Source organism: Guptibacillus spartinae (genome assembly GCF_028610625.1).
Lineage (GTDB): Bacteria > Bacillota > Bacilli > Bacillales > Guptibacillaceae > Guptibacillus > Guptibacillus spartinae.
The window spans coordinates 18,432-34,400 of record NZ_JAQQWU010000015.1 but is presented as its reverse complement, the minus strand read 5'-3'; the positions used below and the strand labels follow the sequence as shown (position 1 = coordinate 34,400).

Below are 15,969 nucleotides of genomic sequence, written 5' to 3'. Positions count from 1 at the left end.
TAAGCGATGTCAATCTTACCATGTGCTACTTCCTAATAGATCAAAATTGACTAGACTCGAAATTTGTAGAAGCAAAAAAGAAAAATAGTCGATTTTTATCTGTTTTTAGTACAAAAGGACCCTATAATCTCTCATATTCGTGACCGATATTAAAAATAGTTAAGAAATACTTTCCATTTGATACTATTTTGAAGGGAGGCTAGTTTGTTCGTTGTTGAGCCGTCACCACGTACATAAGAAACTAGACAAATACAATATGGGGGAATACACATCGTGCGGAGTAAGTTTTTTATATTTATGCTGGCCGTTATTTTAATTTTTACAGGAATGAGTTTTCCAGACAAAACATCAGCAAGCGATAATGTAGAACGAATTAGTGGAGCGAATCGCATTGAAACTGCGATTGAAATTTCTAAAAGGGTCTCACCTGGAAAACTAACAACCTCTGAAAAAGCTGTGATCTTGACTCGTGCAGATATGCCTTTTGATGCACTAGCAAGTTCTGGTTTAGCTGGAGCGAAACAAGCTCCTATTCTTTTAACCGGGTCAACAAAACTCGATTCTAACGTTGCAAAAGAATTAGATCGTTTAGGAACAAAAAAGGTTTATATCCTTGGCGGTACAGCAGCAGTTAGTCAAGAAGTTGAAAATGAACTAAAGAAAACATACACCGTTTCACGTGTGAAGGGATCAAATCGTTTTGAAACGGCTAACGCAATTAACGAAGCCGCTGGACTTGATCAAACGTCTACAGCGATTATTGTTAATGGTATGAAAGTCGCTGACTCTCTTTCCGCATCAAGCGTAGCAGCTATTAAAAATTATCCGATTTATTTATCGACTGTTTCAAAGGCACCTAAGCTGCCTTCAAGTATTAAGACAGTCTATTTAATTGGCGGATCTTCTGTCCTAACAGAGGACGTACGCACCCAATTAGAGCAGCAAGGCAAGAAAGTGGTTCGTCTTTCAGGGCAAGATCGCTTTCTAACAAATCTTGCAGTGAACAAAGCGTTTTTTGCCTCAAGCTCCTCTTACATTCTTGCAAGAGGAACTTCTGTTCAAGTAGATAAAGAGGACTATCCTGATGCTGTAGCAGGCGCCTCATTAGCAGAAAAGTTCAATTCACCTGTCGTCTTAGCTCATGATGTAAAGCCAATTTCTGACGTTCAAACCTATCTTTATCAAAATGCGTCTTCTTTAATGGTACTAGGTGGAGAAGGTGCTCTTTCGACAAGTATCGTGAATTCTTATAAAATGAAGGATCAAGCGGAAGAGGTTGTTTTAGAAACAGGGATTGTAACAGCTTCAAGCTTAAATGTTCGCACTTCACCTGAAATAAATGGAACAAAGATCGGAGCACTCCCACGTAACGCAGAAGTCGCCATCTACGGATACGCTGGCGACTGGGCGAAAATTAACTATCAAGGTCAAGTGGCTTATGTTCATAGTGGTTATTTAATTTTGAAGGGCAGCAACTCTTTAAATAACCTGACGATCGTTGTTGATGCAGGACACGGCGATCACGATCCAGGTGCAAACAATGGCAAACTATTAGAAAAAGACATCAACCTGGATGTTGCCCTTTATCTTGAGAAAAAGCTTAAAGCCGCTGGAGCGAACGTCGTCATGACGAGAAGAGATGATTCTTTCTTAGAGTTAAGAGAGCGTTCCAATATCGCCAATAACTTAAATGCTGATGCGTTCATTAGCGTGCATACAAACGCAGCTAGTGAAGCAGCTCACGGAATTGAAACGTATTGGTACGATAAATATAGCTCAGCGGAAAGTAAAGCTCTTGCAGAAAGCATTCAAAAACGACTAATTGAAGTAACGGAAGCTAGTAATCGTGGAGTAAAGAACCAGAGCTTCTCCGTCATCCGAGAATCAAAAATGGCAAGTGTTCTTGTTGAAGTTGGTTTCTTAACGAATAATGAAGAATACAAGCTTCTTCTTACCCAAGAGTATAGAGAAGAACTTGCTGAAGGTATTTATCAAGGTGTGTTAGATTATTATAAAACAAAGTAAGCGTAAAAAAAGGAGCCTCCAATTAGGAGGTTCCTTTTTTTCGAATAACTAACATGTAATAAATTCAGCGAATTATTTATAGACCAAGACCAATTGACGTTTGGTTTGTATAGGATGTATAGGCAATCAGTTGATTAATCTCAACAATTTCTTGTTCGCTATAGCCGTGTTCTTTTAGTTTCTCTAGATCCGCTTTCTCCAAACTCTTCGGATTCGTGATAAGTTTCTCAGCATAACTTAAAATACTTTTAAGATGGGCTTCGAAGGCATTTGAGCTTTCATATTGGTTAAGCTCCTCAAGAATAGTTTCTTCATCACTAATCTCTTTTAATAAGTTTCCATGGCCTGTATAACAAAATTCACACCCATTTAATTTAGAAACAAATACGATAACAGCTTCCGTTTCTAATTCATTTAGCACACCTGCTTTAACAGCATCTGCTAAAGGCATAAATGCTGAAAAAATATCAGGACTTTTTGCAATAAGTCGATTAAATACTGGAACAGGGTGTTCAAGGTCTTTGTAGATTTCAAGTTTTTTTATATCGGATTGCTTCGCTGGTCTAATCCAAGGCATTTCGATCATCCTTTCTTTATCCATTCTATATCATAACAAAGATTCTAAGGTTTTATTTAAAAACCCCATTGTGCAACGAAACACAACAGGGTTTGTCAATGTTAAAATGTTTCTTTTTTCATTCGACGATATTTTCCGATCATCGCATAAAAGACAGGGACAAAAACGAGTGTTAATAAGGTAGAAGTCGTCAGTCCGCCTATTACTGTAATCGCAAGTCCCTTTGAAATGAGACCTGATGCTGAATTTGAAAGTGCGAGAGGAATGAGGGCAAAAATGGTTGCTAGCGCCGTCATAATGATAGGGCGCAACCTCACTTTCGCAGCCTCAACTAGAGCTTCTGTCAGTTCTAAACCGTTCCTTCGGTTCGCCTCAACGCGATCGAGTAACACTACTGCATTTGTGACAACAATACCGATTAGCATTAGTATCCCAATCATTGCACTCATAGAGAGAGTTTGACCCGCAATAAGTAGTCCCGCTAATGAGCCGATTGGAACAAAAATCAAGGAAGATAGAATCACAATCGGTGTTATAATCCCTCTAAATGTGAGACTTAATACAAAGAATACAAGAAGGATCGCTGCAACCATCGCAAGTCCAAGATCAGCGAAGCCATCCGTAATCATCTCCTGGCCACCGCCAACTTCCATTTCCACGCCTTCTGGTAAGGAAAGCACGTGGAGGTCTTCTTCCACAGATTGTGTAATTTTTGCTGTGTCATCTGATTTGATATCAGCTGAAATGGCAGCAGATGTCCTCCCCTCATCATGATAAAGCGTTACTGGTGCTGTTGTTTCTTCAATTAAGGCCACATCTGATAATGTCTTTATTCCTTTTGCTGTTGGAACCTGAAGCTCTTCCAGCTCTTTCTTTGATGTTACTTCATCACTATAAGAGAGAGACATATCCCACTTCTGATGATCGATTTCGATCGTTCCACCATCTAGTGGTTGCAAACGGCTATTTACAAGCTGCATAAGCTGGAATGGACTAACATTCGCTTCTTCTCCTTCATCTGTAAGCGACATGGTCCATTTCGGTTGAACTTCTTCGAGGTTGTTCGATACGTTTGTTAACTCACTATCTTGGTTTAAGAGTTCCTCTACTTGAGTGGCTGCTTCTGTTAGATTCTCCTGGTCATCTCCATACAAGCTAACATCAATTGTGTTCCCAGCCGGTGGGCCTTCCTGTTGGACTTCTGTCGCTTTAACAGTGCCTTCTTCATAGGCTTTTTCTACAATGTTTTGAACATCTTCTTCATACGTTTCCATCGTACTTTGAAGCTCATCACTATTGTTGAGCTTTACAAAGACAGTCGCTTCATTTTCTCTCGTTTGTCCTCCACCTTCTCCTGGAATAGGGCTACTTGATAATCCGATGGATACCTGGCTGTAGTCAATCTCTTCTTTTTCATCCAGGTAGCCTTCAATTTGACTTGCAACCTCATTTGTATTGTCAAGCTGTGTTGTAGCTGGTAGCGATACATTTAGTTCAAAAGAATCACTTTCTCCAGCTGGCAGGAAGGAAACGCCCAAAGCCGGTATCATGGCAAGTGAACCTACTAGTAATAGAACGGATGTTACAATGACGAGCACTTTTTTCTTAAGTGCCCCTCTGATAAAACGTTCATATAAATGGTTTAATCTTGATTCCTTCTCGTGATGCGTTACTTTTCTAAAGAATGCACTCCCTAACACCGGAATCAACATCAGTGCAACTAAAAGTGAAATTGAGATTGAGAAAACGACAGCCAAACTAAATGGCCTGAAGAATTCACCAAGTATCCCTCCAACAAACGCGAGTGGTAAGAACACAACGAGCGTCGCAATTGTCGAAGAAGCAATCGCTCCCAGTACTTCTTTAGTCGCATAGTAGGTTAGTGCTTTGTTAGACAAATCTTTTTTATTCTCCTGTCGCCATCTATAGATATTTTCAATGACAACAATACTATCATCGACAATTCTCCCAACAGCAACTGCTAGTCCACCGAGGGTCATAATATTCAACGTATAGCCAAACTGATCAAGCAGGGCAATTGTTCCTAGAATCGAAATCGGAAGAGAAATGATGGCAATAATCGTTGCGCGAATATTTCTTAAGAACAAGAGAATGACAATGACGGTGAACAGTGCGCCGAATCCCCCTTCTTTAAGTAGAGAAGAAATTGACTTCTCTACCTCTTCACCTTGGTCTAGGATGGTGAAGAGTTCCACGTCATTCGTTTCATATTCTCCAAGGACTTCCTTCACATCATCGACAACGTCCTTCGTATTTTCATCCTGACTTTTTGTTACCTGAATAAGAAAACTTTCCTGTCCATTAAACCGAGAAATTTCTTTCTTCTCTGATACTTCCGTTACTTCAGCAAAATCTGCAAGAACAACTTCCTTACTTTCTTGTGGGGATCTTTGCTGTGCACTTTGTGGCGATTGACCGCTTTCGATTACAAATTTAGTGTTTTTCAATTTATCAAGAGATTTAATGGAGCCTTGTAGTTTCACTGGGATCGTCGTATCTTCCTCTTCAACTGATCCAAGTGGCAGGCTATATTCATTCTGTTTTAACTTATCATTGATATCATTTAACGTTAGACCATATTCACTTGCCTTCTCTTCATCCACTTCAATAGAAAGTATTGTTTCCTTTATTCCGCTTAAACTGACACTATTCACACCAGCAAGTCCTTCAAGCTCTGGAACGATGACCTCTTCAAGTTTTTGTTGAAGATCATCTGCGTTTGCTGATGAGAGCGCCGCCTCATATACTGGCGTAGCCCCAGCGGACATACTTATAACTTCAACCTCCGCTTCCTCTGGAAGTTCCGCTTTCGAAACGATATCTTCTAGTTCTCGTTTCGTTTCCTCAATATCCGTTCCAAACGGGTACATAAGGGAGATCACACTAGCGTTTTCAGAGGACGTACTCGTTAAGTCATCGTACTTTGTGCTATTTTTGAGTAGATCTTCAACGGGCGTCGTAATTTCCTGTTCAACTGCCTCTGCTGAAGCACCTGGATAGACCCCTTGAATAATGAGCGCAGGGAATGTGACATCAGGGTATGTCTCTACTTTTATCTGGTTAGTAGAAATGATTCCAGCTGCCAATACAAGAATCGTTAATAGTAGAACACCAATCGAATTCTTTAAACTAAACCTAGTAAGAAATTTCATCTTATTCACTCCTTATTTCTTTATCTGGGTTTAGTATACGATGCGTAAATGAACGCACTATGAACAAACTTATTTCATATCAGTACGAGTTCATACCTCCCTCCCATACCCGACAAGCCCTATATAGACCTTTTCACTATGAAGAAATAAAAAAAAGCGAAAAGAAACATTTCCGTTTCATTTCGCTTTTTCTTTAGGGAGTGAAATTGTGATCTTTGTACCAATACCTAACTTACTTTCAAGCATGATGTTTCCTTGATGAAGATGAACAATTCGTTGAACAATCGCAAGACCAAGGCCACTACCTCCATTACTCGACCTTGCTTTATCCGCTTTATAAAAACGGTCAAATACGTGTGTCTGGTCTTCTTCTGGAATACCGCAGCCTGTATCTGTCACTTCAACAATAACTTCTCCTAATTTCTCTTTCATTTCAATAGAAATAGCACCATTTGATTCAGTATACCGAATGCTATTTGAAATCACATTTATCCAAACCTGGCTCAGTTGATCATAATCGGCTTCGATTTTGACTTTCTTTAATTCCAGCTGAACCTCAATACTTTTTTCAGCCCACATCGCTTCAAGAGCTACAATAACTTCTCTTATTTGTTCATCAAGGGAATAGATTCTTAAGTGTAACAACGGATTCTCTGCCTCAAGTGTCGTCATCTTCAAAAGATTTTCACTTAACTTGGATAAGCGCTCTGTTTCTTTTTGAATAATCCCAAGGTATTTTTTTCTCTCAAGCTCACCTAACCTATTATCCTGTAATACTCTCGCATAGCCACCAATCGACGTTAGCGGGGACTGTATTTCATGAGAAACATTGGCAACGAATTCCTGACGCATTTCCTCTAAATGACTTAAATCATGTGCCATATGATCAAAACTTCTTGAAAGGTCACCTAATTCATCTTGACGTTTACTATTGATTCGAACAGTAAAGTCACCTACCGCCACTTTTTTTGTCGCTTCTGTGAGGTTCTGAATTGGACGAACGACAAACCTCATTAAAATGACAAAAATAGAGCTTCCGATAATAAGTACAAGTAGTAAAGTCGTTAGCATCACTCGTTTAATTGAATTTTCCTCAAACGAAAGATCAGGTCTAATAAAAAGTGCGTAACGATTACCATTTTCCTGAAATGGTAATCCGATATTTAGTTGAGAAGGAGGCGATACTGACCGATCTTTCTCACGAACAATTCCTCCACTCAAAACCTTATCAATTTGTTTTGAGGATATGGACCACTTCCCATTGACATTAGGAGTGATTATTTCTCCACCTTCATCATAAAGAATGAGAGTGTAATTAAACGTCGGAATATCTGAAATGAATTCTGACGGGTCAGTGTAGCTCGACTTCTCATATAAAGCGATCGTTTGACGTCCTACTTCTGTAATGTCTTTTTGGAAACGATCTCGGATTGCATCAATATAGAAAACATTCATAATCCAAAATGAAAGTATGACACTGATTAAAACAACCCCAATATAAATGACTACACTCCTAAGATAGATCGATCGCTTCATTTTAATAACTCCAGACGGTAGCCCAATCCACGCATGGTTTTAATGACAAAAGGGATTTCTCTCCTATGAAACCTCTCTCTGATTCGTTTCACATGAACATCTACCGTTCGGTCGTCTCCTTGAAAATCATATCCCCATATTGATTCAATCAACTGAGTTCTTGTGAATAACTTACCTGGCGTGCTTGCTAATTTGAATAGAAGCTCAAACTCCTTTTTGGGCAAAGAAATGTTTTCACCCCCAAGTACTACGTCATATGATTCAGCATTCATTTCAAACAACCCAATTGATAACTTTTGTTCGCTTTGAATATGATATCTTCGTAATAATGCTTTTATACGCATGACGAGTTCAATAGGATCAAATGGTTTCACAATATAATCATCCGTTCCGAGTTTAAAGCCTTTCACTTTATCTGATGCCTGCCCCCTTGCCGAAACCATTAATACCGGAATGTCGTAGTATGTTCTAATTTCTTCGCATAGTTGCCAGCCATCAATATGTGGCATCATAATATCAATAACCGCTAAATCTACTTTATTAGCCTCTAGAATTTTTTCTGCCTCTTTTCCGTCTGAAGCTCTTTTAACTAGATAACCTTCTTTTTCTATGTATAATGCCATTAAATCTAGAATGTTTTGATCATCATCTGCAACTAATATCGTAATCATTATCACTAGCTCCTTTTCTATATGAATAGTGTACTTCAAAAGTATGAATAGAATATGAACGAGTAATAAATATTGAATCAGTGAGGGTTATTATGCAGAGATGGAGCCAAATACATGTATTTAACGGCTTTTTCTATCAATATGATGAATATACTGGCTTTACATTTTCTTTATCACAAAATATTCCCTTAGCGGTTTGTATGCTGACATGATCGGAATTTTCATGAAGAAATAAACGTTCAAATCGAAAATCATTGTCGACTATATTCTTATTGCTCTTATTGTGATCCAAAAAACGCACTATATTATTAGAATAACCCTTTCTTAATGATTTCTACTGAATTACATCTTGGAGATTGGAGAAATGGTCCCATCTATGCTCTTTTGAAATTTATAAAGATACAATCATTAATCCACTGCCTTGAATACCTAAAACTTTATAAGCATAAAAAAAGGGCTTAATCTCAATGCCCCTTTTTCCTCCTACTCTTTCGAAAGAAGCATGTTTTAACGATATAACAATGCTCCGACTGCTCCACTAAATTGCCCCTGATGCGGAAAGTACAACTTGATATCAAACTGTTCCTCAAAATGCTCAAGCTGCTTTCTAAACAATGGGTTCGAATGAAAGTAGAACCAATAAAAACAATGGTCGAGGTAGAAATGGTTTTTGCAAATGGAATCGCCATCATTAAAATCGACTCAGCAATCATCCCAATTAAGGTGGCCAATATATCTTCATCCTGTATTTCTTCGTGCTTTATCCGCTCAATAAATCCAAAGTTACTTGCAGTCAACTCTCCACTAATTGGAGACGCACCTTCATAAATATCCTTTACTTTCAAATCGATACCATGCCGATCTCCTTTTGTTGCTAGTTGAATAATTTCCTGAAAATCTGTTCGCCCTGTTAATAAGTAAGCAAGTCCCATAAGCATTCCGCCACCTACACCAGAGCCTCCAAGTCGTTCAGATCGTTTATCATTAATGGCATGTATCGAAGTTCCCGTACCCACATTTACGACTAAGTATTCATTCGGTAACGTAAGATGATGTGCTATTCCTAAAATCGCTCGAACGCCCCTAGTGGTCGCCTCGAATTCAGGAACCAATTCAACTTCATTTTCAACTAATTTAGCAAGAACGGATTGTTTGCCGCCAGTGATCATCAATTTTGCTTCAGGATGTTCATCCTTAAGCCACGTCACGACCTTATCCATGTCACTCGATATAAACGTGTTGAATTCATATTCTCCTTGCTTGATGTGAACGGATTTAATCAGCGTTCCACCAGCATCGATTCCAACAAGATCAGTCATATTATCCCCTCTTTCAATAGTCGGCTATAGCGTTGTTTACACCTATGTATTCTGCTAGACACAAACCTCTCTACCTTATGAAAGATAGAGAGGTTTATGAGGGAGATTAGTTTTTCGGAAGGCGAATAAGGACTTTTGTACCTTCTCCTGGCCTACTCTCAATCCTAAGACTGCCATCATGTTCTGTAATGATTTTATTGCTAACGGTCATCCCAAGACCTATTCCTTTTTCTTTATTTGTATAAAACGGTACACCGATCCGCTCAAGCCTATCTTCTTCAATTCCTATTCCATTGTCATGGATCTCAATGGAAACGACATTATTATTTTCTTCCAATATCACATCGATTTGTCCATTCTCTTCAATCGCTTCAACTGCATTTTTAAGAATATTAATAAATACCTGCTTCATTTGGTTTTTTTGACAACAAATGACGATTGATTTTAACTGACTGCTAATATTGATTCTAATATTTTTTGAAGCAGCTTGTGCTGTCAGAACGTTAATGGCATTTTTAATGAGTTTTAATAAGCTTACCTCAGCAACTTCACCTGCCTCTGGTTTTGCAAGGGAAATAAAACCATTTATTACCTCTTCTATTTTGGCAAGTTCTCCTTCAATAATCTGATGATACATAACATCATCTTCTGCGTCCTTCTTCGCTAAAAGCCTTAAGAAACCCTTAATTGACGTAAGCGGATTTCGAATTTCATGTGCAAAACCAGCCGCTACGTCTCCAATGATTGCTAACTTATCAATGTTTTCTCGATATTGCTCGAGCTGAACCTTTTCAGTGATGTCTCTAGATATAAATACAAAATGAGTCACTTGTCCATCTCCCTCGCTAACAGCCATCCCCTTAGCTTCGAGAATAACACTGTGTCCAGAAGCATGCACTTTTCGATAAACAATGGTAATGGATTGTTTCGTTTCCATCAATGTTTGAATGGCTTTCTGACATTTCTCATAATCTTCAGGGTGGATAAACGTTAAAATATCCTTCCCAATTACTTCTCTTTGTTCATAACCAAGTACTTCTTTATAGGAAGGTGAGGCGTAGACAGAAGTTCTTTCATCGTTCATCATGCAAATTAAGTCATTGCTGTGTTCAAGGATCATCCGATGCTTTTTCTCATTTAATTGCAGTTTTATCTCAGCATAGTGTTTTTCGGTCACATCTCTTGAAACGACAACGTAAGAGCATTTCTCTTCGTTTAAGATGCAAGTCCCCTGGGATTCAATATATCGAAAAACCCCATCCTTTCGTTGCATGCGATATTTGATCATTAACGGCTTGCGAAATTTAACCAGTTTAAAAAATTCTGTTCTTACATGCTCCCTGTCTTCCTTATGAATATATCGAATCGAACTTCGCCCTATTTCATCGTCAATGCTTCCACGTGCATACTCACGATAAGATGGCGATACGTATAGAAGTTTTCCGTTCGCATCAAGTAAACTAATAATCTCATTCATGTTCTCTGTAATAAGCTCATAGTTTGTGTACATTTCCTGCACCTTTTTGCTCTCTTGATCCACCTCTTTTATGATTGCTGACGTTTGACCAAGATAATTCTCCACTGGAATCGCTAACACCTCAACAGAAACGCTGGATCCATCTTTCTTTATCCATTTTTGAATGAAAGCACCAGGATTAACTCCGTTGATTGATGCCTCAATTCGCTTTAAAACCAGTTCTCGCTCTGATGGGTGAATCGTTTCCCAAATCGACTTTCCTTCTAATTCACTAGAATCGTTATAGCCAAGAAGATAAACAGCTGCAGTATTTAGATAAAACCACTTCTCATTCTTTTGAACAACAAGAGCTGTAGTGGAGCCCTCATAATACTTCACTAAATTCGTTATCTTATCCCTCTCTTCTTTTATTACATCGTCAGGAGGAGGGCTCAAACTTTTATAGGTAATATGGTCTTTGTTATAAGTCATAGCTACTCCTTCTAAAAAATGATAGTAAAATAAATGGGTCTTTGGAGGGAGAAAAATGTGTCAATCATATCTTCTTGTAAGGAGACGCATTTTCCTGCATAGTTGCCTGATAATAAAAAAAAGAACCTCTCTCAAGAAGTTCTTTTCGTTAAATCCATGAAGTTGGTGGGCAGTACATACACTCCTAAAGTACTAATTCCTAAAGATATGATTAGTCATCATATAAAAGACAAACTATTATCGTTTTGCATACCATTCCCGTCCAAAATCAACCATCTCTCTTTGACTAAATAATTTACATATAGCACTACCCATTTTCATTTTTTGATAACTTTCCGTTCGCTCGAATTCATAACCGATCTTTTCAAAACAATCGGAATCGTAGTCGATCTCCTGATAGGTTTTCCATACTCGCTCCCCATTCTCTATCATTGCCGCTGACTTTGTTACTCGAACTTGATCTTTTTTGGCATGCTCAGATAAATGTAGAGAGGTATTACTATCATGCCCAACACCGATAAGAAGAATTTTTCCATTCAGCTCGTAAATTTTCTCAAGCGGAGATTTTTCTCCAAATCCAGCTTGAAGTAGCTGTTTCTCAGTTACGTAATCTTTTTCTTTTCCCCACGCTGAAAATGAATACATCGGATGCTCACTTCTCACTACTCCAGGAAACTGTCTGAAAAGCTCAGCCACTGCCCCCATCCCTCTTGTTGCTGTCGTCTCTTTCGAGTAGGGCGGCATATTTTCACGAATAATCGGCCACCAGGATTCAGGTACAGGTGGAGCCATCCATTCTGATGGATCCGAATTGCCCGCTGATTGAGCCGGCATGACAAGCGTTCCCTCTTTCCCAACCGCTTCCATAAGGGCTTGAATAACCGCTTCGGCTCCTCCGCATACCCATCCAAGTGAACTAAGAGATGTATGCACGATGATTGTCATCCCTTCTTTTACCCCTAACTCCTGAAAGTCCGCTACAAGACTACTGACTGTATGTGGTATACATACCGTATGAATCGTTTTTTGTTCTGTCATCTCTCTTCCCCCATTAATACTTCATATAAATGCTCGCGTTTCTTGCTAAGTTTTTCTTTCTCGACGGATAAGGAATGATGCTCTACTTCACAATTGATCACGCCAAGCCTCTGATCAATTTCAAAAAGTCGTGCTTCTAATTGTTCTACTTGTACTTCTGCCCTTATCCCCACTGGAATCGTTTGCGTTTCATTCAATTTTAGCGTGGCTCTCTCTGCTCCCTCGATAGCTTTCAAGTGTTTCTGCTTCGCTTCACTATAAGGATAAAGATAGTGGTGAAGATCTTGGTTTTCAATCCAATACGTTACTGGAAAACATTTGTTCAAAAAATAGCGGTCGTGAGAGATGCAAATGATGGTTCCAGTAAACTTGTCGAGTGCATCTTCAAGAACCTCTCTTGAGTCAATATCTAAATGGTTTGTTGGTTCATCAAGAACTAACAAATTGAGCTTTTGACTCATCAACTGGGCTAAACGAAGGCGCATCTTCTCCCCACCGCTTAACGACGAGATTTTTGAAAATACGGTATAACCGTAGAACAAAAACCTGGCTAACTCATGTCTTGCATCTGATTCAGAAACCTTTGCTGTCTCGCGGTAGACATCAATCACTCTCTCATCTCCATTTTCTTTTAGAACATGTTGAGAAAGATAACCCACTTTAACACTTCCACTCATGTTAACCTTTCCTTCTTGAGGTGGAATGGTTCCAAGTAATGTCTGGATCATTGTCGTCTTACCACTTCCATTCTTCCCTACAATGGCTACACGTTCACCATACCGGATATGCCAGTTGATCTTCTTCACTAATACGACATTCTCATAACCAATCGATACCTCTTCAAAACGAACAACATCTTTACCACTACGAGAATTTAAATCGAATGCTAACCCCATTTTTCTGCGTTCAAGTATGGGGCGCTTGATTTTATCCATGCGCTCGAGCGCTCTTTCCATATTTCTCGCTCGTTTATGAAGCGCAGCATTTGGCGGGTTCGCTTGATTTGCCCACTCTTTTAATCGTTTAATGGCTTCCCTCATTTTTTTAATTTTCTTTTGCTGCTCTTGATAGGCTGCAAACTCGGCCATCAACACTTTTTCCTTCTGTTCGACAAAATCACTATAATTTCCTTTATAAACATGTAGTTCTCCATCTTCAAGATCCATTATTTTCGTAGCCACTTCATCAAGAAAGTAACGATCATGTGAGACAATGATCACTGTTCCTTTGTATTGCTTCATAAATCCTTCTAGCCACTCCACTGCTTCCACGTCCAGGTGGTTCGTTGGCTCATCTAGTAACAATAATTCGGGTTCCTGAAGTAACAAGAAACCAAGGCCAACTTTTGTCTTCTCTCCTCCACTAAGCTGATGAAAAGAGGTTGCAAGAAGACTTTGAATGCCAAGCCCGTTTGCCACATGTTGAATCGATGATTCGATTTCATAACCACCTTTTCTTGTGAAAGCATCGAGCAAATGTCCATATTCTTTTAACGTACGGTCGCTCTCATCCCCCCGAGCCATTTCCGATTCCAACTCATTCATCCGCTCTTGCATGGTAATAAGATTAGTAAATGCTTTTTTCAGAACTTCCTTTACTTCCACTTCAGAATCACTCGCAATTTGCGCCAAGTAGCCAACGTTTGTTCCTTTCTTATAGTGAATGACTCCATGATCTACCGTTTCAATCCCAGCTAAAAGCTGTAACAATGTCGTTTTTCCACTTCCATTTCTCCCTACGATGCCAACTCTGTCCTTCTCCATTATTTCAAAAGAAAGATTCTCAAAAAGGCTGTTTCCACCAAGCATTTTACTAATTTCCTGTGCTGTACATATCATTTTTTTCATCCTTTCTTCTAAAAAAACATAAAAAAACCACAAGTAAGCGTACACCTCACCTGTGGTTAAACTTGGAATTCATTTTCTCTGAGTTCTTTCACGAACTTAAAGAAAAAGAGAACGGCAATAATGCCGCTCTCTTGATTGTTCATTGATCCATTCCGTTTGAAGTAGGGTAAGAGAGCCTTACGCTTGTTTTCTTATGAAGTTGTTAAAATTGGACACACTTGTCCCGTTGATAACAACTTCATGAAAAATCGCACGGCAAATCGATACATATTCCATAAATTCCGTACGAACAAAAGCGTTAGACATCTCTTCCTCACCTCCTCTAATTAATAATTCCATTCTATCTGAATGATCTGACAAAATCAACCCTCTGCTACACGAAGACCGACAACCGAAATGACAACACAGGAAATCAATACTAACTGCATCCGGTTCTTTGGCTCCTTAAACCAGTACATCCCAATTAAAACACTTCCTGCTGATCCGATTCCCGTCCAAATCGCATAGGCCGTTCCTACTGGCAGTGCCTTTAAAGATAAAGACAACATAAAAAAGCTAATTGAACCAAATAACAGAGTAAATATAGAAGGTTTTAGTTTTGTAAATCCTTCAGATAACTTTAAGCTAATAACGCCGCCAACTTCACCAAGTCCAGCGATTAATAGTGCAATCCATGCCATAGTAGATCCCTCCTATGCTTCCTTCGCATTTAGCTTTAAGCCAATAATGGAAGAGATAAGCAATAGTATAAAAAAGATTTTAATGAAGCTGATTGATTCATTTAGAAACATCATACCAATTACTGCCGTACCCGCGGCGCCAAGTCCCGTAAAAATCGCATAAGCTGTTCCTACAGGTAAATATTTTAATGCCTTTGAAAAAAAGTAAAAGCTAGTCGCAATTCCGACAACCGTTAACAGGCTAATGACTGGGTTTGTAAAACCTTCAGAGTATTTTAAACCGATCGCCCATAAAACCTCCATCAATCCACCTATAACAAGATAAACCCATGCCATGCTAAATCTCCTCCTTACGGTGAACCCCTTGAATAAATAGTGTCCATGAATTTTCTAAACGCTTCTGATGCTCTTCAGGTGAATAATAAAAAACCTGTTCAAACACGCCATCAAGCAAACACAAATACGCATCAAAAACTTGCTCCCACTCTTCCTCGGGAACCATTTTTATAAGGATTGACTTAATAACCTCTCTCATCACATTCTCTGTTTTTTCAAACATATCGTATATATCTGCTCTTAAGGATTCTGGTGGAAAGAGCATCATTCGTTTAAAAATCAGCCCCATTTCATCATTTCGTAAATAATTTGTATTGTTGTAAAGAAGATGATAAAGCTGATCTTCTGGCTGCTGATCCCTTCTCTCTTCGACCGTTTTTATAACGAACGCATTATAATCAACGGACACTTTATGAATAACTCCTAAAAAGAGATCTTCCTTACTTTTATAATGAGCATAAAGAGATGGCTTTTTTATGCCAACCCCTGATGCGATATCTGAAAGGGAAGTTCCTTCAAACCCTTTACGCGCAAATAAAATGAGCGCAACCTCTTTAATTCGATCTTGAGTTGAATCTTTTTGCATTCCACACTACCTACCGTTCGTTAGTTTATATTAAAATAAAAACGCAGGCTTTAGCCTACCGTTCGTTAGCTATTATAGCAGTATTTTATGACTTTTGCAAAGCACAGAAAAAAGTAGCTACCAGCAGAAGATCTTTGGTAGCTACATCTAAGGGAATAAGGGTTTTCAATTATATAGACGATAAGGGATCAGTTTAGGTTTCAAAAAAGAAGCATTTTATTGAAAGGAATTTC

General features: G+C 38.8%; 13 protein-coding genes. 1 reads left to right on the top strand and 12 read right to left on the bottom strand.

Features of this window, described 5'->3' with window-relative positions:
• The first annotated feature begins 273 nt into the window (after positions 1 to 273).
• Positions 274 to 2,025, top strand: coding sequence for an N-acetylmuramoyl-L-alanine amidase (locus tag PQ511_RS19755; protein ID WP_273853715.1), 1,752 nt, complete (start codon positions 274 to 276; stop codon positions 2,023 to 2,025).
• Positions 2,026 to 2,101: 76 nt separating this feature from the next.
• Here PQ511_RS19755 and PQ511_RS19750 read toward each other — a convergent pair whose 3' ends face one another.
• From PQ511_RS19750 to PQ511_RS19695, 12 genes are all read right to left on the bottom strand, one after another.
• Entirely contained in the window at positions 2,102 to 2,602 is a 501-nt protein-coding gene (locus tag PQ511_RS19750; protein ID WP_273853713.1) for a carboxymuconolactone decarboxylase family protein, read from the bottom strand.
• Positions 2,603 to 2,703: 101 nt separating this feature from the next.
• The gene (locus tag PQ511_RS19745; RefSeq protein WP_273853710.1) at positions 2,704 to 5,775 is read right to left on the bottom strand and encodes an efflux RND transporter permease subunit; all 3,072 of its coding nucleotides are present in this window, start codon (positions 5,773 to 5,775) and stop codon (positions 2,704 to 2,706) included.
• Between the two features lie 177 nt (positions 5,776 to 5,952).
• Positions 5,953 to 7,311 (bottom strand): sensor histidine kinase, encoded by a 1,359-nt coding sequence (locus PQ511_RS19740; RefSeq protein WP_273853708.1) that lies wholly within the window; start codon positions 7,309 to 7,311, stop codon positions 5,953 to 5,955.
• The gene (locus PQ511_RS19735; RefSeq protein WP_273853707.1) at positions 7,308 to 7,982 is read right to left on the bottom strand and encodes a response regulator transcription factor; all 675 of its coding nucleotides are present in this window, start codon (positions 7,980 to 7,982) and stop codon (positions 7,308 to 7,310) included. The genes PQ511_RS19740 and PQ511_RS19735 overlap by 4 nt, the downstream gene beginning before the upstream one ends.
• Before the next feature lie 464 nt (positions 7,983 to 8,446).
• Positions 8,447 to 9,301, bottom strand: coding sequence for a type II pantothenate kinase (gene coaW, locus PQ511_RS19730; protein ID WP_273853705.1), 855 nt, complete (start codon positions 9,299 to 9,301; stop codon positions 8,447 to 8,449).
• 106 nt (positions 9,302 to 9,407) lie between these two features.
• Positions 9,408 to 11,249 (bottom strand): PAS domain-containing sensor histidine kinase, encoded by a 1,842-nt coding sequence (locus tag PQ511_RS19725; protein ID WP_273853703.1) that lies wholly within the window; start codon positions 11,247 to 11,249, stop codon positions 9,408 to 9,410.
• A gap of 237 nt (positions 11,250 to 11,486) precedes the next feature.
• Positions 11,487 to 12,287, bottom strand: a complete 801-nt coding sequence (locus tag PQ511_RS19720) for an AAC(3) family N-acetyltransferase (protein WP_273853701.1) — start codon at positions 12,285 to 12,287, stop codon at positions 11,487 to 11,489.
• A complete protein-coding gene (gene abc-f, locus PQ511_RS19715) occupies positions 12,284 to 14,125 on the bottom strand; it encodes a ribosomal protection-like ABC-F family protein (protein ID WP_273853699.1) in 1,842 nt (613 codons plus the stop codon). The genes PQ511_RS19720 and abc-f overlap by 4 nt, the downstream gene beginning before the upstream one ends.
• Positions 14,126 to 14,311: 186 nt before the next feature.
• Positions 14,312 to 14,440, bottom strand: a complete 129-nt coding sequence (locus PQ511_RS19710) for an RAxF-45 family protein (protein WP_273853698.1) — start codon at positions 14,438 to 14,440, stop codon at positions 14,312 to 14,314.
• Positions 14,441 to 14,496: 56 nt separating this feature from the next.
• Complete coding sequence (locus tag PQ511_RS19705; protein WP_273853696.1) at positions 14,497 to 14,814, bottom strand: DMT family transporter; 318 nt, start codon at positions 14,812 to 14,814, stop codon at positions 14,497 to 14,499.
• 12 nt (positions 14,815 to 14,826) lie between these two features.
• Positions 14,827 to 15,150, bottom strand: a complete 324-nt coding sequence (locus tag PQ511_RS19700; RefSeq protein WP_273853694.1) for a DMT family transporter — start codon at positions 15,148 to 15,150, stop codon at positions 14,827 to 14,829.
• 1 nt (position 15,151) lies between these two features.
• The gene (locus tag PQ511_RS19695) at positions 15,152 to 15,736 is read right to left on the bottom strand and encodes a TetR/AcrR family transcriptional regulator (protein WP_273853692.1); all 585 of its coding nucleotides are present in this window, start codon (positions 15,734 to 15,736) and stop codon (positions 15,152 to 15,154) included.
• Positions 15,737 to 15,969: the final 233 nt, after the last annotated feature.

Coding starts and splice junctions, on each gene's coding strand:
- PQ511_RS19750 (WP_273853713.1), bottom strand. CDS start 2,602: ATGCCTTGGATTAGACCAGCGAAGCAATCCGATATAAAAAAACTTGAA.
- PQ511_RS19725 (WP_273853703.1), bottom strand. CDS start 11,249: ATGACTTATAACAAAGACCATATTACCTATAAAAGTTTGAGCCCTCCT.
- PQ511_RS19700 (WP_273853694.1), bottom strand. CDS start 15,150: ATGGCATGGGTTTATCTTGTTATAGGTGGATTGATGGAGGTTTTATGG.
- PQ511_RS19720 (WP_273853701.1), bottom strand. CDS start 12,287: ATGACAGAACAAAAAACGATTCATACGGTATGTATACCACATACAGTC.
- PQ511_RS19740 (WP_273853708.1), bottom strand. CDS start 7,311: ATGAAGCGATCGATCTATCTTAGGAGTGTAGTCATTTATATTGGGGTT.
- abc-f (WP_273853699.1), bottom strand. CDS start 14,125: ATGATATGTACAGCACAGGAAATTAGTAAAATGCTTGGTGGAAACAGC.
- PQ511_RS19745 (WP_273853710.1), bottom strand. CDS start 5,775: ATGAAATTTCTTACTAGGTTTAGTTTAAAGAATTCGATTGGTGTTCTA.
- PQ511_RS19710 (WP_273853698.1), bottom strand. CDS start 14,440: ATGTCTAACGCTTTTGTTCGTACGGAATTTATGGAATATGTATCGATT.
- coaW (WP_273853705.1), bottom strand. CDS start 9,301: ATGACTGATCTTGTTGGAATCGATGCTGGTGGAACGCTGATTAAATCC.
- PQ511_RS19705 (WP_273853696.1), bottom strand. CDS start 14,814: ATGGCATGGATTGCACTATTAATCGCTGGACTTGGTGAAGTTGGCGGC.
- PQ511_RS19735 (WP_273853707.1), bottom strand. CDS start 7,982: ATGATTACGATATTAGTTGCAGATGATGATCAAAACATTCTAGATTTA.
- PQ511_RS19695 (WP_273853692.1), bottom strand. CDS start 15,736: ATGCAAAAAGATTCAACTCAAGATCGAATTAAAGAGGTTGCGCTCATT.